Here is a 19,412-nt window from a genome sequence, read left to right on the forward strand (position 1 = left end):
GCACGCTGTTCCTGGATGAAATCGGCGAGATCTCTCCGTCATTCCAGGCCAAGCTTCTGCGCGTGCTGCAGGAAGGTGAATTCGAGCGGGTCGGCGGCATGAAGACCATCAAGGTCAATGTCCGCCTCGTCGCCGCCACCAACCGGAACCTGGAGGAGGCAGTCGCCAAGGGCGACTTCCGCGCCGACCTTTATTACCGGATCAACGTCATCACCATCCTGCTGCCGGCCCCGCGCGACCGTCCCGAGGATATCTTTCCGTTGGCGCAGGAATTCCTCAATCGCTTCAACCAGGAACACGGAACGCATCTGGTCTTCGCCGATTCCGCCCGTGGCGTGCTGGAGGGCTGCTTCTTTCCCGGCAACGTGCGCGAACTGGAAAACTGCGTCCGCCGCACCGCGACCTTGTCGCACGAGAAGACGATTGTGGCCGATGACTTCGCCTGCCGGAACGACGATTGCCTGTCGTCGACCCTTTGGAAAGGGGCGGTGGAAACGTCGACGCCGTTCAACATCATCTTCCGTCCGAGCGTTCAGAGCCGGGCCCAGCCTCCGCATGCTCTGGACGAGCCTCCCCGCTCGTCGCCCGGCGTGACGGCATCGCCTGCAACTTCCTGCCCGGAGACCAATACCTGCGCGGTTCTCAACGGAGACGGCAAGACGGAACGCGAGCGGCTTGTCGACGCGATGGAGCGCGCCGGCTGGGTTCAGGACAAAGCCGCCCGTATCCTCAAACCTCACCCCCCGCCAGATCGGCTACGCGCTCAGGAAGCACAAGATCCCGATCAAGAAGTTCTAGAGCGGGGAATGGAGCGGCTTGTGCCTCACTTGTCCGGCATGAGGACGAGCAAAAGCTCGTTCGGACATATGGCTTCAACTCAGCAACACGCGCCTCATTCCGGGCGATCTGCCGCGCAGCGGCATGGCCAGCCCCGGAAACCGGCGCAACAAGCTGAGGCCTAGCCGCTCCACAACCTCTTCCCCTTTGCGACAGACAATGTTGGAAGTCCGACACTATCGTCGGTCATTCCCTTGCGTTCGCGAAGGGAGGCTCTGGTCCGAAGGTCTTTCGGGTGAGGTGTCCCATTTCATTGAATATATAGGGGAAATTACCCTCTCGCCGAACTTCTCTCTCTCCTGTCCCACCCATGGCACGCTCCTTGCTCGATACATGTCGAAAGCAGCATTTCGCTGCACCGTCGCCGGGAAGCCCGGCTCGCGCCAAGGCGGGAACTCAGGAGCGAAGTCATGGCCTACAAGATCATCGTCTCGCAGTGCACCGTCTGCAGCATGTGCGAATTCGAATGTCCGAACGCGGCAATCTCGATGAAGGGCGATACCTACGTGATCGACCCGAAAAAATGCACCGAGTGCGAGGGCATCTTCGACACTCCGAAATGTGACGAGGTCTGCCCGGTTCCCGACACCTGCGTGCCCGCCTGAGGCACGCTTCGAGCGGAGGCCGTCCTGAGGGGCGGTCCCATCCTGTCCGGAACCTCTCCTTTTGGAGGCGATCATGAACGATTTCAGCCATACGGCCAGCCTGCACCGTACAGGAGACGCCTTTTCGGCACGTCCCGTTGGCGCTTCGCAGGCACATGATGCGCTTTCCTGCGGTGTGGATTGCTACGTCCGTCAGGCATCGCGCAAGGGGCGTTGCTTTTGCGATTTCCTCGCCGCGGTCGACGCCTGTCTGAACGAGGGCGAGCTTCAGGGACGCGATGAGGTCGAGACGGCCGGCGGACTTGAAGTCGACGGCAGCCTCGCCCGGGCAATGCGGGACGACCTGGCTCTCCCCTCCGATCTCGGTGACGACGGCACCGCCTCCGCCTCGGGTATCGGCTATCTCGATCCGGGTGTCAGGCTCATCGCCGCGGAGCGGAGTGCCGAGGCCGAGCTGGCGCCGTTTCTCGATGATCCGGACGGCGCGGTTCGCGAACGTGCTTATGTCCGCCTTGTCGCCGTGTCCCGAAGCCAGATCAACCGGCTGATGGACCGCGCCGCCAACGCAATTCAGGCAGAGGACCGCATTCGATGAAGATCATGATCCGCCGTTTCCCGGAAGTCGATCTGACTGCCTACGTGCCCAAGAAGGATCTCGAAGAGCCGATCGTCGATATGGAACACGAGACGCTGTGGGGCGGCTGGATCCGGATCGCAAACGGCCGGGTTCTGGATCTTCCCGACCTTGCTGCGGATACGCGTCTTCCGATCACCGTGGAAGCCCGCAAGCGGACTGAAGAGGTGCAATGATGGGCGCGTTTCTGGCCGAGGTTTTGGACCTCGATTTCGTCGAGGCGGCAGATGTGCTGCCTGCCCTTGGCGAGGGGCTGCGGGCAGGGACAGTCATCCCCTATCTCGGCCCGCAACCCCTCACGGGTGACAATCCGGACATCCCGACGACGCCGGAAATGCTCGCCGCCTACTTCTAGAGCAAGGTCGCGTTGCCGGCAAGGGCGCGCGGAAATGCCTGGGCGGCCGCGCAATATATCGAAAGCACCCGTCACCGTGCGACCGTGACCGCGCTGATGAGCGATGTCTTCGCAACACCCGCCACGCCGTCTCCGCTCCATCGGATTCTGGCGGTGCTCGAACCTCCGCTGATTGTCGACAGCCGGTACGACGGAGCCATGCGCATCGCGCTCGAGGGGTGCCGACGGTTGGGGCGAGATCCAGGGCATTACGCGCGCCGGGATCGGCAAGGACCAGTGGTTCCGCTTCTACGATGCGCAAGGTATGCAGACGCATGCCGAGGCGGCCTCCTCCTGGAAGACCATCCTCTACAAGCCGCATGGCGGCACCACGCCGGCCGGCAATTTTCTGATTTCCGACGCCGACTATGTCGAGGTTCTGACAGAGATCGACATTCAGACGCCGATCCCGGAGGTCATCAAGGACCGCCGCTCCGACCGGGGCTTCCTGTTTCTGGGATGTCGGTTCCACGACCAGCTCCTGCGCACCTACGCCCGCCAGATCATGAAACACTCCTCGGGTCCGCATTATCTGGTGCTCGACCCGGCCGATACGCTGACGCGCAACGAGGTCCGCTTCCTCGTCGCCCAGGACATTGTGCCGATCTCGCTGCCGCTCGACGACGTCGCCGCGATGATGCTCGAGGCGGCCTGAGCGCGCGGGCCTCTTCAGCCGGTTGGGGTTCCGTCCGGTTCTATCTTCTCAAAAGATACTCTCCACCATCATCCCCCGGCGATGTCCGGGTGATCCAGGCAAGGAGACGGGGCGGGACCAAGACCAAACCCAAGACTAAGGGCTCCATTCTCTCCACTCCGCCCGGTCGTCATCCCCGCGAGGGCGGGGATCCAGCATTCCAGAGGTCTTTCGATTGCGTCACGCAACCCGATCCTGTGGTTGCTGGATTCCCGCCTGCGGGGGAATGACATCGGGGGTGGACGCGCAGAGTGCCCAACGCACACGACGCTCCGGGATCGGGCCCCTCATACGAACATTGCCACTGTCCCTCTCGCCTCCGTCCACCTTCCGCCAAAGCCAACATTCCGTGTTGGAAAGGCGACAGATGTCGAGAACGGCACAAAATCGCGACGCCCAAATAACACTCTGAATCAAAAGAAAAATCAGAAACCATGCCGTTCTGGCACGGCCTTTGCTGACGTTTCTTTAGAACGGTTACAACTCTGACGGCCCCGAGGGGCAAACAGCGAGGGACGGACGATGGATACACCGATCGAGCACGACGCCACGCATGTCGAAAGTTCCGTCGATATGGACACGGTCATGCAGCAGATGGCCGAGCACAAGGGGTGCGGCACCGACGGCGGAAATTCCAAGCCGAGCTGCGGCTCGTCGGCCGGCCAGGGCGACATGCCGAGCGAGATCTGGGAGAAGGTGAAGAACCATCCCTGCTATTCGGAAGAGGCGCACCATCACTATGCCTGCATGCACGTTGCGGTCGCGCCCGTCTGCAACATCCAGTGCAACTACTGCAATCGCAAGTACGACTGCGCCAATGAATCCCATCCCGGTGTTGTGTCGGAACGTTTGATGCCGGAGCAGGCGGCGAAGAAGGTTGTCGCGGTCGCCTCCACCATTCCGCAGATAACCGTGCTCGGCATTGCCGGTCCCGGCTATCCGCTGGCAAATCCGGCCAAGACTTTCAAGACCTTCGAGCTGATTTCCGAGATCGCGCCGGACATCAAGCTGTGCCTGTCGACCAACGGCCTGGCGCTGCCCGACCACATCGACGAGATCGCCAAATACAACGTCGATCACGTCACTATCACCATCAACATGGTGGACCCAGAAGTGGGTGCTGAGATCTATCCGTGGATCTTCTGGAACCACAAGCGCTACACCGGCGTGGAGGCGGCGAAGATCCTGTCCGAGCGCCAGTTGCAGGGTCTGGAAATGCTCACCGAGCGCGGCATCCTGTGCAAGATCAACTCGGTCATGATCCCGGGCATCAACGATCACCACCTCGTGGAGGTGAACAAGGCGGTCAAATCCCGAGGCGCCTTCCTGCACAACATCATGCCGCTCATCTCCGCGCCTGAGCACGGCACCGTCTTCGGCCTCAACGGTCAGCGTGGCCCCTCCGCGCAGGAGCTGAAGGCCCTGCAGGACAATTGTGAGGGTGAGATGAACATGATGCGGCACTGTCGCCAGTACCGTGCCGACGGGGTCGGCCTGCTGGTCGAGAATTGCTCGGCGGAATTCACCACCGACAAGATCATGGAGATGGAGGTTGACTACGACCTCGATACTCGCAAGGCCTATCAGGCCCAGGTCGAGGAAGAGCGCAAGGCCAAGGTCGCCGCGCGCTAGGAAGAGCTGGAGACGCTTGCCGGCCAGACCAGCGACATCAAGGTGCTGGTCGCGGTCGCGACTAAGGGCTCGGGGCTCATCAACGAGCACTTCGGCCACGCCAAGGAATTCCAGATCTACAAACTATCCACCGCGGGCGCCAAGTTCGTCGGCCACCGCCGCGTCAATCTCTACTGCCAGGGCGGTTTCGGCGACGAGGATGCGCTGGAAACCGTCATCCGCGCAATCAACGACTGCCATGCGGTGTTCGTCTCCAAGATTGGTGGATGCCCGAAGGCGAACCTGAAGGCGCAAGGGATCGATCCGGCCGATACCTACGCCCACGAGTACATCGAGAAGTCGGCCATTGTCTGGTTCAAGACCTATCTCGGCAAGATGGCGTCGGGCGAGATCGAACACGTGGCGCGCGGCGACGCGACCATCCGTCAGGGAGCGCTGATCTCGGTCGCCTGAGGACGGTCGGGACGGCTAGAGGCAACATCCTTTTAGAGTGTGACCCATGGCCTTCAAGATCATCGCATCCCAATGCACCAACTGCACGGCCTGTGAGGCGCAGTGCCCCAACGAGGCAATCTCGGAAGGTGGCGGCACGTTCGTCATTGATCCGGCCAAGTGCAGCGAATGCATCGGCCATTTCGATAGCCCGCAATGCGTGGCGGTCTGTCCGGTCGACGACACCTGCGTCATCGACCCGGCCCACTCCCACTACCAGCAGGTATCCTGAGGAGGAGTTCATGGCGTTCGAGATCACACCCAGGGCAGAGAGCGCTTCATGCGCATGATGTTGATGGCCGATGGCGTACCCGGCAGCGGCTTCCGCCTCGCGCTGAGCCCGGGCGGCTGCTCCGATCTCAACTCGGAAGTCAGCATCGAGGGTACGCCGCTTCCGGGCGATGCGGTGGTGGAGAAGGGCAGCATCCGCCTCTTCCTGCCCGCAGAAAGCCGGATCCTGCTCGACGGTGTGACGATCGATTTCTCCGACACCGCATCCTCGACCGGCCTGGTGTTCATGAACGCCAAGTCCAGCTGCGGCTGCTCGTAAGGGCAGGGCGAGGGGGCGGCCTCGCAAGCGATGCCTTACTCCCTCTCCCATGGGGAGAGGGCTAGGGTGAGGGGGGTCAGCTTTCGTGGATACGGAGAACCCAACGCCCCTCACCCGGACCTGCGGTCCGACCTCTCCTCATGGGGGAGGTGATTGTCTGCCAATTGCGATTGCTCTTTCCGCAAGCGTGGGAGAGGGGTCTGCCTCCAACACCCGGAAATACGACACCGGACAAACGAGATTGAAGGAGAGGACAAAGGCGATGATGGTGGCGGCTCAGAACAATGCGGATGCATTGGCTGTGACATCTGACGGCCTTCTTGCCGAGGCGCTTCTTGGCAACGACCTGCCGCCTGCCGTCGAGCACCACCTGAGCCAGGCCGGTCTTTCCTGGCACGACGAGCTGCGTGCGGAGGCTCATCTCTCGCAAGCCTTGCTCATCGCCCCCGACCATGCGGCCGTGCTCATCGGCCTCTACCGCTACTACTTTTACAAGCGTCGGCTCGCCGATGTCCTCGCGATCGCCGGGATCTGTCTTGAAAAGGCGTGTCGCGACAACGGCTTCCCGGAAGACTGGCGGCAGGTAACCGCGGCCGATGCCCCCCTTTGGCCGTTACGAGGAGATCCTGCCGCGCTTTTTCCTCTTCACCTTCAAGGGGTACGCCTACCTGAACATGCGTCTGGGCCGACTGGATGCGGGCAGGGAGGCGATCGACAAGCTCCTCGAACTCGACCCCGGCGACAAGATCGGAGTGCGCGTGCTCCTCGATGTCGCGAACAGGGCAGGGCGCGACGATGACGATGAATGACACCATCGACGAGGCCATCGACTGGCAGGGCAACACGGTCGACTGCGCCCCTTGCGATCACACGCCGGCTTGCACGCCGCCGGAAAGTACAAGATCCGCCACGCCTGCGTCCATGATCGCTATGCCCGGCGCATCGACCGGTTCTTCGAGTGGAACCCGGAGCTTGCCAACGGCTATCTCGATCATCCGCATTTCGAGGTCCGCGCGATCGCGGCCAAGCATGCGGACATTTTCCGCCTGCCGTCGCTGCTTGCCGACGACGACGAGACCGTGCGCTGGAACGCCGCCCGCCGTCTGCCGATCCGCTCGATCCTGGGCTTGCGCGAAGATCCGCACCGCGAGGTCCGCATCCGTGTTGCGGCGCGTCTGGAGGATGCCGATCTCGCCCCGATGATGCACGACCCCGACTATTACGTCCGCCTCGTCATCGCCCCCGAACGCCTGTCGCCGATGATGCGGGATGCGGAAGTGGAAGTCCGTCGCGTCGCCGCCCGGCGCATTCCCGAAGGCTGGCTCTCCGGCATGATGGACGATCCCGACGTGTCCGTGCGCCACGATATCGCCCGGCGCCTGCCGCCCGACCTGCTCGTGCGGATGCGTGACGACGAGGACTGGCGCGTGCGCCACGAAGTTGCGAGCCGCGCTGCGGTGGAGAAGATCGGAGAGTTTGCCTGCGACCCCGACGACTTCGTGCGCGAGATCGCCCGCGCGCGGCTTTCCCGCTCGGACCATATGCGGGAGTGCGCCTCATGAGCAATATCGTTCGCGACAGCGATGTTGTGGAGCTCACCGGTCTGCCTGTCTTCGGCTACGGCGAAAAGGTCCGCGCGCGTCGAACCATCCGCAACGACGGCACCTATGCGGGCAAGGAGATCGGCGAGATTCTCGCGAAAAAGGGGGAGGAGGGCTACGTCGTCTCGATCGGCACGTTCCTCCAGCAATTCTACATCTACGGCATCGAATTCATGGAAAGCGGCAATCGCGTCGGCATGAAGCGCAAGGAACTGGAACCGATCCATGTGCCTGAGGACGACGACAATCCGCCTTTGCCCGGGAGAAGATCATGAGCGACGCGAAGCTGACGCCGGCGGTCAACCTGCCGATGGAACCGAGAATGCCGAAATACGACTGGGGCCAGCGGGTGACGGCGACCGTCGATCTGATGAATGACAGCTCCTACCCGGATGCCCCGCAGGACGCGCTTCTGGTCGCGTCGGGCGATGTCGGCGAGATCGTTCAGGTCGGCATGCACACGGAGACGAACACGCCCGTCTACATGGTCGAATTCGACAGTCGCAAGGTCGTGGGCTGTCTCGAGGAAGAGATCGCCCGGATCTAGTTGGAAAACGCTCTAGCGGGACGTGAGAGGAGTGTGAGGGCAATGCAGGCAGCGCTCATGCAGTCCGACCGGCGGATGGCGGCGGCGCATCCGAACGAGTTCGACCTGAAGCGGATCGGCCGGGCGTTGGAGAACCGGGTGCGCTATCGCTACGTGACGCCGCGCATCACCGACATCGAAGGCGGTTACCAGATCAAGGTTCCGTGCTGCTCGCGCAACGTCGATCCCGACGGCAGCATCATCGACGTGGTGCTCCTGCTCATCGACGACCGGGGCACCGGGTGGCTGCTCTTTTCCCGCGATTACGAGGGTCAGGAGTGGCTGTTGCACGGCCGTTTTCCGCGCCTGACCGAACTGCTCGACGAACTGAACGAGGATCCAGGCCGCGCCTTCTGGCAGTAGGCGCGCGGGGAACGCAGAAAAGGAGCGGACCATGGCTGTCACCATCGAGGAACTGGCGGAGATCGGCAGGCAACTCGCAGATGCCGAGGCCTCCGACCCGGTCTTTGCCGCGCTCAGGCAGTGCTTTCCGCACCTGACCTGGACGCGTTGCGACACCGCGGATATCTTTGAGGATCCGTTTGAGACCGTCGGCGGCTACGACCTGCATCTTCTCGATGCCAGCGATCACTGCATCCAGATCACCGCGGATCTGGACCGGGCGACCGGCATTGTGCTGGCAGCACGGAGCGCGACGGCATGACCAACCCACTCGCTAAAAGGGCCGACGCGGATCTTGCCCCCAAGACCGGCGCCGACGCCGCCAAGGAAACAAGTTCCGGCTTCATCGCCCTATCCGATCCCGACATGACGCTCGCCGATCTCGACGCCGTCGATGCCGTGCTGCGCTCTCCCCGCTTGTCCAGCGGCAGCATGGTCGAGGCCTTCGAGGATGCTTTTGCCGTCTATCTCGGCCGCAAGTATGCCGTTTCCGTCCCGAGCGGAACCTTCGGCCTCGTGCTGGCCCTCGAGGTTCTCGGTATCTGGCCCGGCGACGAGGTGATTGCTTCATCCTTTTCCTATCGCAAGACCGCCCATGCGATCGCCGTTCTCGGCGCGCGGCCGGTCTTCGCCGATATCGACTACTGGTCCGGTACGCTCGCCCCTGCCAAGGTCGAGGCGAAGATTACCAAGCATACGAAGGCGATCGTTGCGGGCAATACCAACGGCCACCCCGCGCCGTGGAGCGAGCTGCGCGAGATCGCGACGCGTCACGGAGTTGCGTTAGTCGAGGATTCCGTCGAGGCGATCGGCTCCACCTACAAGGGCGGCCTCGTCGGCACGTTCGGCGATTGCGCGGTGTTTGATTTTCCCAGCCGATGGCGATCACCTGCGGCGAAGGCGGCATGGTGGTGACCGACGATGTCGATCTCGCCGTGACCTTGCGCCGCCGCTGCGCGCGCCGGCCTCACGAGCGCGCCTCGGTGGTGGTCACCGCAACTGCGCCCTACCAGGCCCCGATGAGCGATCTCACGGCGGCGCTGGGCTTGTCGCAGCTTCACCGGCTGGACGAGATCCTCGAAAAGCGCAAGCAGGTCGAGGCCTTTTATCTGACCCACGTGGAATCCTTCGAGGGCATCAAGCCGCCCTATATCGCGCCCGACGTGACCGAGCTGCACTGGTTCCTCTACGTGGTTCATCTCGGCACGCGCTTCTCGCGTTCCGCCCGCAATGCGATCGTCGATGATCTGCGCGTGGAGGAGGTGGAGGCCGCCGTCTATTCCACCCCGCTGCATCTCCAGCGCGCCTATAACGACATGGGCTATCGCTGCGGCGACTATTTCGTCACCGAGAAGGTGGCCGATCGGGCCATTGCGCTGCCCTTCCACACGCATCTCGCCGAAGACCAGGTCGCCTTCCTCGTGGAGACGATGAAGGACGCCTTGATCAATGTCGGGGCCGGTGCAGCGATCTACTGAACGCCGCATCCGCGGCCCTTTGACAACTGAAAAATGGGAGTCTGCGATGTCTCTGATTACCCTGATGCCCTCCGGCAAGACCATTGAAGCGGGAGAAGGCACCTCGATCCTGGATGCGATCCTGTCGGTTGAGGCGAAGTTTCCGCACAAGTGCGGTGCCAACGCGTCCTGCGGATCGTGCCACATCTTCGTTCAGGAGGACCGCAAGGGCCTGTCGAGGATCGCGCGCGAGGAAAACGAGCGCCTCGACATGTGTTGGTCGGCATCGGCCCCAAGTTGCGTCTCGCCTGCCAGGCCATCGTGCTCGGCACCGAGGACATCAAGGTCGAACTGCTGGGCTTTTCGTCCGGGTTCTGAGGGAAGGGGGCTCGCTTTTTGGGGAAGGGGCGGGCCATCTTTCACGAATGGAGGGAAAATCATGACGGAAAACACGATCATCCACGTCCGTTTCGCGCCAGACGGCACGGTCACGGAAATCGGCGAGCGTCCGGCGGAGTTGGCGCTGCAGCAATGGTTCAACTGGTTGAGCCTGACGGCCCCCAACGCCTACCGCGCATTGGCCGGTGGTCGCGGCGTCTTCAAGCTCGCACCGGGCAAGATCGAGGGCCTGCGCCAGACGGCTCATGCATCCTGACGGGCACTGGCTACAGGTACTGACTGGCGACATTCGCGAAAGGGAAGGGCGAGACATGAACACCGATGTTGATCTCTATGTCGTTTGCGGCGTCGACGATATCGCGCGCGGTTCTGCGAAGGCGTTCAGCCTGTCGCGCCTCAACGAGGAAGGCGAGAGCCGGCCGTTCCCGGTTGTCATCGTGCGCACAGACGCCGACACCTTCGTCGGCTACGCCAATATCTGCCCGCACAACCGGCTTTGGCTGAACATCGGCGACGGCGCCTTTTTCAACGATGACGGCAGCCTGTTGAAGTGCGGCTGCCACGGGGTGCGGTTCGAGATCCTGTCGGGCCAGTGCATCGAGGGACCTTGCGCCGGTTCACGGCTGGAGCCCGTGCCGCTGCTGCTCTCCGAAGGCGAGGTCTGCATCTACGGTATCCGGCTTGCCGAGGATTCGCCCTTTCCCGATCCCTTCTCCGATTACGCCGACACCGACGAGACGATGGAAATCATGATTCATCCGGATTAATCAGATCGGTCAACGGAGGAGGCCCCGATGACGGACACACAGGAACAGACAATCTTCGACGGCATTGGCGGCACGAAGATCATCGAGCGCCTTGTCGACAGCTTCTACGACCGCATGGGGACCCTGCCCGAGGCGCAGGGCATCCGGGCACTGCATGCCGACGATCTCGGCCCCACGCGCGATATCCTGAAACGCTACCTGTCGGAATGGACCGGCGGGCCGAAGCTCTATTCGCCGGAAAAGGACTACCCGCGCCTGCGCCAGCGCCATCTGCGGATACCGATCGGCAAGGACGAACGTGACGCCTGGCTCCTGTGCATGCGCGGGGCGATGGAGGAAGCCGTGCCCGACAATGCCGTCCGCGCCCAGCTCTACGACAACATGGCCAAGCTCGCCGACTGGATGCGCAACCTTCCCGGCAGTCCCCACGACGACCGCCACCCGCACCCGTGAGGCGGTGGCCGTAACATTGTCCCGATCCATCCTCCGTCATCCCCCGGCGCAGTCCGGGGGGCCAGCGCCCTCGACACGCGCTGAACCTGCTGGATTGCTCGGACGTCGCCGGGCAATGACGACGGAGAGTGTGGGCACCTGCGCCCGGCCATTCGGCGCAGGCGGGAGGCTCCCCTCACAACGGCACGCCGAAGAACTCCTCTTCATCGCCGCTCCCCGCCTTGTGCAAGGTAAACGCATCGTGCCAGCGGGTCTGTTCGGTGTCGGTTGCCTCGCGGTGGCTTATCTCGCCCTTGTTCGTCCCCGCCAGCAGCACCTCCCGGCCGGTTCTGAGAAGCCGCGCCAGCGCTTTCCTGTCCGTTGGTCTCACCACGCAGCGTGGGGTCTCATCGACGAGAATGGTCGTCGGCAGCATGCAAATCCTCCTCTTGCCGGATATTCAATCGAGTATCGCCGCGGTCTTAATCTGCGCCCACACCGGCTTGCCGGGCGAAAGCGCCAGGGCCTCGGCCGAGCGGGCGGTCAATCGTGAGACGAGCGGCGTCGTCTCTGTCTCCACCGTGCTCCCGCAGAGCCGCACCTGGGTCAGCACCACCGCCGGGTGATCGCTCGCCGCCGTCGCGGTCACGGTGGCCGGCAGGACGTTGAGAATGCTGCTCTCGCCCTGCGGCTCCAGGGCCAGCGAGACATCGCGCGCCAGAACCCGCATGCGCACCCTGTGTCCGACGGCCTGTTCGTGATCGCGGATCCACAGAGCGCCTCCGGGAAATGCCACCCGCATCAGGTGCCAGTCGGGATCGCGTTCCACCACCACGGCCTCGATGGCAACGCCCGTGTCCTCCTTGCCGTTGGCGGCCAGATCGATGCGCGCCTGCGTCTCGGTCAGCGGGCCCGTGGCCACCACCTTTCCCGCCTCCAGCACGACCAGATGATCGGCGAGACGGGCCATCTCGTCGGGAGAATGGGTGACATAGAGGATCGACAGCGCGTCGCACAGGTATTCCAGATATGCCAGGATTTCGCGCTTGTTCTTCAGGTCCAACGGGGACAAGGGCTCGTCCATCAGCAGCAGTCGGGGGCTCGTCAGCAGCGCGCGCGCCATCGCCACCCGCTGACGCTCGCCGCCGGAAAGGGTTCCCGGTCGCCGTTCCAGCATGTCCGTGAGCCCCAGCCAGTCCACCGCCTGATCGGAGGTGATCCGCCGGTTCTCCTGTGGAACGCGGGCCTCGCCATAGCGCAGATTGCGCCGAACGCTGAGATGCGGGAACAAGCTCGCCTCCTGGAAGATATAGGCGAGCGGACGTTTGTGGGCGGGCACGAAATGCCGTCTCTCCTGCCAGGTCTCGCCCACAACCCTCAAGCGCCCCTCGGCGCGGGTCAGGCGCGCGATGCAGCGCAGGATCGTCGTCTTGCCCGAGCCCGAATGTCCGAACAGCGCCGTCACCCCTGCCGCGGGCAGATCGAGGTCGACATCGAGTGAAAAGCCACTGGCAAAGCGCGTCGCAAACCGTGCCTCGATGCGGCCGGAGCTTCCCCCGCTGTCGAGGTTCGCGTCGGGCAGGTTCCTGTCTCTGAAGTTGACAACGTTCATGTCCGGTCCGCCACGCTGATGCGGCCGTCGGGCACGTAGAGCGCCAGCAGCACGGTAAAGGCGAAGATCAGCATTGCCCGCCGACATCAGATGCGCCTGGCCGTATTCAAGCGTTTCCACGTGATCGTAGATCGCGACCGACAACACCTTGGTGCGGCCGGGAATGTTGCCGCCGATCATCAGAACGACGCCGAATTCGCCGATCGTGTGCGCGAAGGCGAGGACGGCCGCGGTCAGGAAGCCGGGACGGGCGAGCGGCACCACCACCGAGAAAAACCGGTCAAGCGGTGAGGATCGCAAGGTCGCCGCGACTTCCAACGGCCGGTTCCCCAATGCCTCGAAGGCGTTTTGTAGCGGTTGCACCGCGAAGGGCAGCGAATAGATGACCGAGGCGACCACGAGGCCGGGAAAGGTGAAGGGCAGGGTGCCGAGGCCGAGTTCGGAGAGAACCCCGTCCACCGACCCGCCGGGCGTAAGCAGAACCAGCAAGTAGAACCCCTAGCACGGTCGGCGGCAGCATAAGCGGCAGGGCGACGAGCGAGGCGAGCGGCTGTTTCGCCCAGTGTTGCATGCGTGCCAGTCCCCAGGCGATCGGCGTGCCGACGGCGATCAGCGAGATCGTCGTCACGCCCGCAAGCTTCATGCTGAGAAACACCGGCGTCCAGTCGAAGGTCATGTGTCCGGTTCCTGTCGTGTCGTTCGCTGTTGCTCGCGGGCAACAAGGGCGCTCGTCGGTGACGTCGAGGGTCATTCGGCACACACTTTCCGTCGTCATCCGCACTCTCCACCGTCATCCCCCGGCGCAGTCCGGGCAATGACGGTGGAGAGAGCTGAGCAAGGCAGTTCAAGCGGCGGCCCGTCCGTCTCACTCCACCGCGTAGCCGTAGCCTGTGGTGATCTCCTTGGCGATCTCGCCCTTGAGGAACGCGATGAAGGCCGCCGCTCCGGGCTTGTCTTCGCCTTTCTTCAAAAGCACGGCCTGCTGCACGATCGGTGCGTAGTCGCTTTCCGGCACGTCCCAGACGCTGTCGGCTCCTTTGGGACCGGCTTCCTTGATCACCGCGACGACTTGCGAGCCGGCAACAAAGCCGACCTCGGCATTGCCGTTGAAGACGAACTGGAAGGCCTGCGCAATGGTGTCGCCCTGCACGCGCTTGTCCACCAGCGCATCCCAGAGCTTCAGCTTTTCAAGCGCTTGCTGGGCGGCAAGGCCGTAAGGCGCGGTCTTGGGGTTTGCGATGGCGACATGATTGAAGTCGCCCTCCTTCAGAAAGGCCGCCCCGTCGGTGAAGAGATCCTTGGTCGGGCTCCACAGGGTGAGCTTGCCCTTGGCGTAGGTGAAGCGCGAGCCGGCGACGGCGAGGCCCTCAGCTTCCGCCTTTTCCGGCCGCGCGGAATCGGCCGCCAGGAAGATCCAGAACGGCGCGCCGTTCTGGATCTGGGCATAAGCTTGCCGGTGGAGCCGAAGCTCACCACGGCCTTGTGCCCGGTCGCCTTCTCGAACTCGGGAATGATGTCGCGCATCGCGTCGGTGAAGTTTGCCGCCACCCGCCACATAGACGTCCTCGGCCTTGACGCCCTGAGCCGTCCCGAAGGCGATGACCGTCGCCAACAGTGCTGTTCCGGTCCATTTCGGCATATACATGTCAGTATTCCTTGTGTTGGAGATAAGGGGAGAGAGGACAGTCATTCGACGCCGAGGATGATCTGCGACGTCTTGACGAGGGCGCTGCAGCGCGTTCCCGGCTCCAGTTCCAGGGCCCAGGAGCTTTCCTTGGTGATGATGGTCGTCAGGGTCTTGCCGCCGCCGATATCGAGCACGACTTCGGTGTTGATCGCGCCCTTCTCCAGCGACACCACCGTGCCGTCGATTCTGTTGCGCGCCGACAGCCGCACACCGTCCAGGTCGCGCACGAGAATCGGCGCACTGGCCTTGATCAGCACGAAAGCCGGCTGGCCTTCGTGGACTTCCAGCATCAACGCGCTGCGGTTGGTGATCATCGCCGTCAGCACTGTGGCGTCGGAGATGCGAAGCTCCACTTCGGTATTCACCGCGCCGGGGGTCACGCTGGCTATGAGACCGTGGAAGCAGTTTCGGGCACTCGTCTTCATTAGAGAGCTCCAGAGCGAGGGACTGGGCAGGAGCGCAGCGGGTCCTCCACCGGAAAGCACTGCGTCGAGCTCTGCGAGAAGCTGTCCAAGGCCTTCGGTGAGGCGTCGGTGAACGCGCAGCGCGCAACGCCCCGCACCGTCACCTCGGCGCTGCCGCCATGGTGTCCACCGGGTCGGGCGATCACGAGCGGTCGCGCAAACAGATTGTTGAGGGCATTGGTGGCGTCCCAGGCAGTCCGGTAACTGAGGCCCACCTCCTTTGCGGCGGCAGAGATCGAGTCCAACCGGTCGATCGCCTCCAGAAGCCGAAACCGGTCCTCGCCCACGCGATGGTCTTCGCCACGGGTCATGGCGAAGATCGGTCGAACGGGGGGCGGGTGTTGGCTCATCGTTATGTGTCTCATCTGCATAACGGTCGGAACGACCTACACAGATGCACTAAGCAACGAGGATGCCAGATGGAAAATATGTAATTAAATTAATTTGTTGAGAAAATTTCGCGGCTTTTTACCGGTGGCTCGGCCTGTTGCCGACCAAACAATTCAGTGTCCGGATTGTCGGATTCGGACGAACGCTGTCGCAAGCCGCGCCGATCCGTCCGGTTGCTCATCCGCTTGCCTTTCTCCGCGGCGGGTCTTCCTGTTCGTCCTCCGGGGCTCCGGTGGAAATGAGAGGACGCGTGAACGGCGCCAGCCGGTAGATCTTGGGCAGCACGTTCGTATCCAGAATGCTCCAGCACAGCCGGGCGATGCGGTCGGGCAGGTCGAGGAGCCGTTCGCTCGGGCTCGCTATGTCGATCTGGCGGAAATAGGGGATCCACGGCAGCGGCACGAGGCTGATGTTTCCGGGCTTCAGGTGGGGGACGGTCGATAGGCACATCGACGTGATGATCGCGAAGGTGATGCCCTGACGCACCAGATCGAGCACCGGGGCGGAGGAGGTGAATTCCAGCGTGTGCGGCAGCTTCACGCCGTAGCGCCCCCACCGCCCGGCGTCACCAGAATGAACGGGTCGTCGGAGAAAGCGAAATTCTCCGTCGGGCGCTGTGCCTTGGGCAGGTCGCGACGCAGATATCCGGTATAGAGCGTCTTGTCGGCGATCGATTGCGGCATGCCGAGCTCGGCCAGCGGATCGTGGATGTCGGATTGCCCGTAAACCCAGATCTCGTCGTAAAGCGTATCGAGGGTGGGCAGGACGTTCTTGCGTTCCCATTCCTCCCGCAGGGGCGCCGGGTCGTCCATCACGTCGCGCAGGCCGAGGATCAGCCGCGTCCCGGTTTTTTCAGGCTTTCCAACGTCGGTAGGACCTCGCCGCGCAAGCCCGTGGGCTCCTTGTCGACCAGGAAGATATCCGGGGCGTAGACCTGAGCGGTGTGCTCGATGATCGAGGAGCGGATCGCCAGCGTCTGTTCGATGTCGATATGCAGGTTGAGCGAGGTGTACTCGCCGTTCCTGAGCTTGATGACGCCGGGAATGCGGACAAAATCCACGCGTGCGCGGAAATCGAAGCTGCCGATGATCGGCGAGCCGGAGAGAATGAGCACCGACAGTTCGCTGATCCGTCCGACCAGTGAATGCGCGATGGCACGGCAACGGCGCAGGTGGCCGAGGCCGAACGAGTCATGGCTGTAAATGAGGATCTTCGGCTTGTCGTCAGCATCTAACGCGCGTTTGTGAGGTGGAGCGCCCGAGCGGGCAGCCGGTTTGTCGATCGAAGGTTCGAACGGTCGCCAGATCAAATGCGGGAACGCTTGGAACCGCGGTTAGTGCCCAATTGCGGTTCCGCATCTATCTGCGGCCGCTCGATGATTGTGCGTCGAAGCAGGTATGGCGACTCTATCTTTACGTCAATTACGGGTCCGCTGCCACAAGGGTTTCTCGCCGCCCTGTATTCTGTATCGGTGTGATCTGTACCGGTCGCAGTTTCCGGCAAGCCGTTGGGTGTGTTCATCCGCAAAGTGTCCTCGAGGCTAGTGCGGACAATGCCGCCCTGTCCTGTATCGTCTCGGATCGTGGTTCCTCCGGCTGTAGTCTTGAACACGTCCATCTAAGTAAAAATACTTATGGTAATCTGTCCGCCTTTTACCCTGTACGGTAGTCCCCGGTTCCATGCGGAACGCAGGGTTTCCGTCCATTTTAATGTCATTTGTGTCCCGGCTACGACGGTTGAGCGCAATTCGTGCCTTTTGTGAGCCGGACTTTGTCCCTTCAATCTAGACGAGCGGATCGATTTGCGTCCACAACTATGATTGATGTCCATGCCTCTGGAATCGGATCGCTAAACCGATGATCCCTTTGGTAAGGGCAGGTGTTCCGTCGAGGCGAACAGTCGATTGTATTTCAAGGTTTCCCGTATGGAAAGCAATCTGTTCCGTTTTATATTGAAGTACAGCAAGAAGCAGCAATTCGTGATCCTGCTGATCACGATGCTGTCATTCCCCCTGCTGTACAGCATGCTCGAGCTGCCCAAGATGATCGTCAATGACACGATTCAGGGAACGAATTTCCCGCGCGCCGTTGGGGGATACGAGCTGGAGCAGATCCCCTATCTCCTGGTCCTGTGCTTCACGTTCTTGGGGCTGGTTTTCCTCAATAACGGCGTCAAGTTCACGCTCAACGTCTACAAGGGGCTGATCGGCGAGCGCATGCTGCTGCGGCTGCGTTACGACCTGTTCCAGCGTGTGCTGCGCTTTCGTCTGCCCCAGTTCCGGCGCGTCTCGTCGAGCGAGATCATTCCGATGATCACGTCGGAAGTGAAGGATCTGGGCGGGTTCATCGGCGATGCGATCGCCGTCCCGGCTTTCCAGAGCGGGACGTTGCTGGTCTACCTCGCCTTCATCTTCGTGCAAGATCCGCTTCTCGGACTGGCCGCGATCGCGCTTTATCCGGTGCAGGGCTATCTCATCCCGCGTCTTCAGCGCCGGGTCGTGCTTCTGGCGCGCGAGCGGGTGCACAATGTGCGCATCATTGCCGACAGGGTCGGCGAGAGCATCAACGGCGTCACCGAAATCCACGCCAACGACACCTCTGCCTGGCATCTGGCGGACCTGTCGGACCGGCTGCACACGAATTTCCAGATCCGTTACGATATCTTCAACCGGAAGTATATGATCAAGTTTATCAATAACTTGATCAATCAGCTCACGCCCTTTTTCTTCTATTCCATCGGCGGCTATCTGGTCATTCGCGGCAATATCAGCTTCGGTGCGCTGGTCGCGGTACTGGCGGCCTACAAGGATCTCGCCGGTCCCTGGAAGGAACTGCTTGCCTACTACCAGACGCAGGCCGATTGCAGCGTCAAATATCAGACCGTCATCGAGAATTTCGACCCGCCCGATATCTACCCGCTCGAGCGCCTGACCGGCAGCGAGGTGGCGGAACTCGGCGGCGCTCTCTCCATGTTCGCCGTCTCCTTTTCCGAAGGCGGTGGACGGTCTGAGGCTCAGGCCGTCACTCTGGAAATCCCCGAAGGCGCCCATTGCGCGGTGATCGGCAACGACCGGTCGGGGCGCTCGGAGGTGCTGGAGCTTGACGCCGGACTGCTGACGCCGGACAGCGGCTGCGTGGAAATAGGCGGTCGCAACATCGATGAGCTGACCGCCTCCACGCCCGGCCGCCTCATCGGCTATGTAAGCATCCGGCGCCCATATCTTCACCGGCAACGGTGCGCGACAATCTCTATTACGGCCTGAAGCATCGCCCGGTCACCGTCGCCGAGGCGGTGGAAGGGACGGTGCCGGATATCGAATATCGTCGCTCGGAAGCCGCGATAACGGCCAATTCACCTTACGACATTACCGCCGAGTGGGAAGATTTCACCGTGGCCGGAGCCGACGATCCGGAGGGGCTGGAGGAAGAGGCCATCGCGAGGCTGTCCGTCGTCGGGCTTGACGACGACATCTACCGGATGGGCCTGCAGTCCCGTCTCGACGGGGGCGAGGCTTTGGCGGACCGGATGCTGGAATTGCGCGCGGCCATCGCGGCGCGGGTGCAGTCGGAACCCAAGCTTCAGGATCTGGTCGAGCTGTGGGATATCGACGCCTTCAACCGCAGCGCGTCGCTGGCGGAAAACCTGCTGTTTGGCCTGACTGCCGATCCTTCCGTTCCCATCGATCAGATACCCTAGGACGAACGGTTCTTTACCTTCCTTAAGACGGCGGGGCTGCATGCGGAACTCGTCGCCGCCGGACGGAAGACGGCGGAAACC

23 protein-coding genes and 8 pseudogenes are annotated in these 19,412 nt (G+C 62.5%); 22 read left to right on the forward strand and 9 right to left on the reverse strand.

Annotated elements, in window-relative coordinates:
* The 19 genes and pseudogenes from QNJ43_RS11180 to QNJ43_RS11270 all read left to right on the forward strand — a co-directional run.
* A partial coding sequence (locus tag QNJ43_RS11180; protein ID WP_346432941.1) for a sigma 54-interacting transcriptional regulator occupies positions 1-962 on the forward strand: 962 nt, incomplete at its 5' end.
* Positions 963-1,247: 285 nt separating this feature from the next.
* Positions 1,248-1,442, forward strand: coding sequence for a ferredoxin (locus tag QNJ43_RS11185; RefSeq protein ID WP_300470022.1), 195 nt, complete (start codon positions 1,248-1,250; stop codon positions 1,440-1,442).
* A gap of 73 nt (positions 1,443-1,515) precedes the next feature.
* The gene (locus tag QNJ43_RS11190) at positions 1,516-2,037 is read left to right on the forward strand and encodes a hypothetical protein (RefSeq protein ID WP_300470024.1); all 522 of its coding nucleotides are present in this window, start codon (positions 1,516-1,518) and stop codon (positions 2,035-2,037) included.
* A complete protein-coding gene (gene nifT, locus QNJ43_RS11195) occupies positions 2,034-2,252 on the forward strand; it encodes a putative nitrogen fixation protein NifT (RefSeq protein ID WP_300470026.1) in 219 nt (72 codons plus the stop codon). The genes QNJ43_RS11190 and nifT overlap by 4 nt, the downstream gene beginning before the upstream one ends.
* Positions 2,252-3,125 (forward strand): annotated as a pseudogene (locus QNJ43_RS11200) (SIR2 family protein). The gene nifT and the pseudogene QNJ43_RS11200 overlap by 1 nt, the downstream one beginning before the upstream one ends.
* Positions 3,126-3,686: 561 nt before the next feature.
* A pseudogene (gene nifB / locus QNJ43_RS11205) lies at positions 3,687-5,249 on the forward strand (nitrogenase cofactor biosynthesis protein NifB).
* Positions 5,250-5,295: 46 nt separating this feature from the next.
* Positions 5,296-5,520, forward strand: coding sequence for a YfhL family 4Fe-4S dicluster ferredoxin (locus QNJ43_RS11210; protein WP_300470028.1), 225 nt, complete (start codon positions 5,296-5,298; stop codon positions 5,518-5,520).
* 10 nt (positions 5,521-5,530) lie between these two features.
* Positions 5,531-5,838: pseudogene (locus QNJ43_RS11215) on the forward strand (iron-sulfur cluster biosynthesis family protein).
* Between the two features lie 265 nt (positions 5,839-6,103).
* Positions 6,104-6,647 (forward strand): annotated as a pseudogene (locus QNJ43_RS11220) (hypothetical protein).
* Positions 6,640-7,400: pseudogene (locus QNJ43_RS11225) on the forward strand (4Fe4S-binding leucine-rich repeat protein). Before QNJ43_RS11220 ends, QNJ43_RS11225 begins: the two co-directional pseudogenes overlap by 8 nt.
* On the forward strand, positions 7,397-7,714 hold the full coding sequence (locus QNJ43_RS11230; RefSeq protein ID WP_300470030.1) for a nitrogen fixation protein NifZ: 318 nt from the start codon (positions 7,397-7,399) through the stop codon (positions 7,712-7,714). Before QNJ43_RS11225 ends, QNJ43_RS11230 begins: the two are co-directional and overlap by 4 nt.
* The gene (locus QNJ43_RS11235; protein WP_300470032.1) at positions 7,711-7,986 is read left to right on the forward strand and encodes a nitrogen fixation protein NifZ; all 276 of its coding nucleotides are present in this window, start codon (positions 7,711-7,713) and stop codon (positions 7,984-7,986) included. Before QNJ43_RS11230 ends, QNJ43_RS11235 begins: the two co-directional genes overlap by 4 nt.
* Positions 7,987-8,028: 42 nt before the next feature.
* On the forward strand, positions 8,029-8,388 hold the full coding sequence (locus QNJ43_RS11240; protein ID WP_300470034.1) for a hypothetical protein: 360 nt from the start codon (positions 8,029-8,031) through the stop codon (positions 8,386-8,388).
* Between the two features lie 31 nt (positions 8,389-8,419).
* Positions 8,420-8,689: a DUF6129 family protein gene (locus QNJ43_RS11245; RefSeq protein WP_300470036.1), complete on the forward strand. Its 270-nt coding sequence runs from the start codon at positions 8,420-8,422 to the stop codon at positions 8,687-8,689.
* Positions 8,690-8,793: 104 nt separating this feature from the next.
* Positions 8,794-9,905: pseudogene (locus QNJ43_RS11250) on the forward strand (DegT/DnrJ/EryC1/StrS family aminotransferase).
* Between the two features lie 46 nt (positions 9,906-9,951).
* Positions 9,952-10,262 (forward strand): annotated as a pseudogene (locus QNJ43_RS11255) (2Fe-2S iron-sulfur cluster-binding protein).
* A 61-nt stretch (positions 10,263-10,323) separates the two neighbouring features.
* Positions 10,324-10,539 carry a hypothetical protein gene (locus QNJ43_RS11260; RefSeq protein ID WP_300470038.1) on the forward strand — a complete coding sequence of 72 codons (216 nt, stop codon included), beginning with the start codon at positions 10,324-10,326 and terminating at the stop codon, positions 10,537-10,539.
* 55 nt (positions 10,540-10,594) lie between these two features.
* Positions 10,595-11,050, forward strand: coding sequence for a Rieske 2Fe-2S domain-containing protein (locus QNJ43_RS11265; RefSeq protein WP_300470040.1), 456 nt, complete (start codon positions 10,595-10,597; stop codon positions 11,048-11,050).
* A 27-nt stretch (positions 11,051-11,077) separates the two neighbouring features.
* Positions 11,078-11,503, forward strand: a complete 426-nt coding sequence (locus QNJ43_RS11270) for a group II truncated hemoglobin (RefSeq protein ID WP_300470042.1) — start codon at positions 11,078-11,080, stop codon at positions 11,501-11,503.
* Positions 11,504-11,678: 175 nt separating this feature from the next.
* On the opposite strand, the gene QNJ43_RS11275 is transcribed toward QNJ43_RS11270, so the two are convergent.
* The 3 genes and pseudogenes from QNJ43_RS11275 to modB all read right to left on the reverse strand — a co-directional run bounded on the left by QNJ43_RS11275 (position 11,679) and on the right by modB (position 13,770).
* Complete coding sequence (locus tag QNJ43_RS11275; RefSeq protein ID WP_300470044.1) at positions 11,679-11,918, reverse strand: hypothetical protein; 240 nt, start codon at positions 11,916-11,918, stop codon at positions 11,679-11,681.
* Between the two features lie 24 nt (positions 11,919-11,942).
* A complete protein-coding gene (gene modC / locus QNJ43_RS11280; protein WP_300470046.1) occupies positions 11,943-13,094 on the reverse strand; it encodes a molybdenum ABC transporter ATP-binding protein in 1,152 nt (383 codons plus the stop codon).
* Positions 13,091-13,770, reverse strand: a pseudogene (gene modB, locus QNJ43_RS11285) (molybdate ABC transporter permease subunit). The gene modC and the pseudogene modB overlap by 4 nt, the downstream one beginning before the upstream one ends.
* Between modB and QNJ43_RS11290 the strand changes: the two are divergent.
* Positions 13,664-13,912 carry a hypothetical protein gene (locus QNJ43_RS11290; protein ID WP_300470364.1) on the forward strand — a complete coding sequence of 83 codons (249 nt, stop codon included), beginning with the start codon at positions 13,664-13,666 and terminating at the stop codon, positions 13,910-13,912. The pseudogene modB and the gene QNJ43_RS11290 overlap by 107 nt on opposite strands.
* 47 nt (positions 13,913-13,959) lie before the next feature.
* Here QNJ43_RS11290 and modA read toward each other — a convergent pair whose 3' ends face one another.
* The 6 genes from modA to QNJ43_RS27070 all read right to left on the reverse strand — a co-directional run bounded on the left by modA (position 13,960) and on the right by QNJ43_RS27070 (position 16,944).
* Entirely contained in the window at positions 13,960-14,739 is a 780-nt protein-coding gene (gene modA, locus QNJ43_RS11295; RefSeq protein ID WP_300470048.1) for a molybdate ABC transporter substrate-binding protein, read from the reverse strand.
* Positions 14,740-14,780: 41 nt separating this feature from the next.
* Positions 14,781-15,206 (reverse strand): TOBE domain-containing protein, encoded by a 426-nt coding sequence (locus QNJ43_RS11300; RefSeq protein ID WP_300470050.1) that lies wholly within the window; start codon positions 15,204-15,206, stop codon positions 14,781-14,783.
* Positions 15,206-15,595 carry a LysR family transcriptional regulator gene (locus QNJ43_RS11305; RefSeq protein ID WP_300470052.1) on the reverse strand — a complete coding sequence of 130 codons (390 nt, stop codon included), beginning with the start codon at positions 15,593-15,595 and terminating at the stop codon, positions 15,206-15,208. The genes QNJ43_RS11300 and QNJ43_RS11305 overlap by 1 nt, the downstream gene beginning before the upstream one ends.
* A gap of 217 nt (positions 15,596-15,812) precedes the next feature.
* Positions 15,813-16,175 carry a hypothetical protein gene (locus QNJ43_RS11310; protein WP_300470053.1) on the reverse strand — a complete coding sequence of 121 codons (363 nt, stop codon included), beginning with the start codon at positions 16,173-16,175 and terminating at the stop codon, positions 15,813-15,815.
* Positions 16,172-16,450: a hypothetical protein gene (locus QNJ43_RS27065; RefSeq protein ID WP_346432942.1), complete on the reverse strand. Its 279-nt coding sequence runs from the start codon at positions 16,448-16,450 to the stop codon at positions 16,172-16,174. The genes QNJ43_RS11310 and QNJ43_RS27065 overlap by 4 nt, the downstream gene beginning before the upstream one ends.
* A 17-nt stretch (positions 16,451-16,467) precedes the next feature.
* Complete coding sequence (locus QNJ43_RS27070) at positions 16,468-16,944, reverse strand: hypothetical protein (protein WP_346432943.1); 477 nt, start codon at positions 16,942-16,944, stop codon at positions 16,468-16,470.
* Between the two features lie 615 nt (positions 16,945-17,559).
* Between QNJ43_RS27070 and QNJ43_RS11320 the strand changes: the two genes are divergently transcribed.
* Positions 17,560-18,897, forward strand: a complete 1,338-nt coding sequence (locus tag QNJ43_RS11320; protein WP_300470054.1) for an ABC transporter ATP-binding protein — start codon at positions 17,560-17,562, stop codon at positions 18,895-18,897.
* The gene (locus QNJ43_RS11325; RefSeq protein ID WP_300470056.1) at positions 18,870-19,331 is read left to right on the forward strand and encodes a hypothetical protein; all 462 of its coding nucleotides are present in this window, start codon (positions 18,870-18,872) and stop codon (positions 19,329-19,331) included. The genes QNJ43_RS11320 and QNJ43_RS11325 overlap by 28 nt, the downstream gene beginning before the upstream one ends.
* Positions 19,332-19,412 lie beyond the last annotated feature (81 nt).

The sequence above is a fragment of the Breoghania sp. genome, from assembly GCF_030066895.1.
GTDB lineage: Bacteria > Pseudomonadota > Alphaproteobacteria > Rhizobiales > Stappiaceae > Breoghania.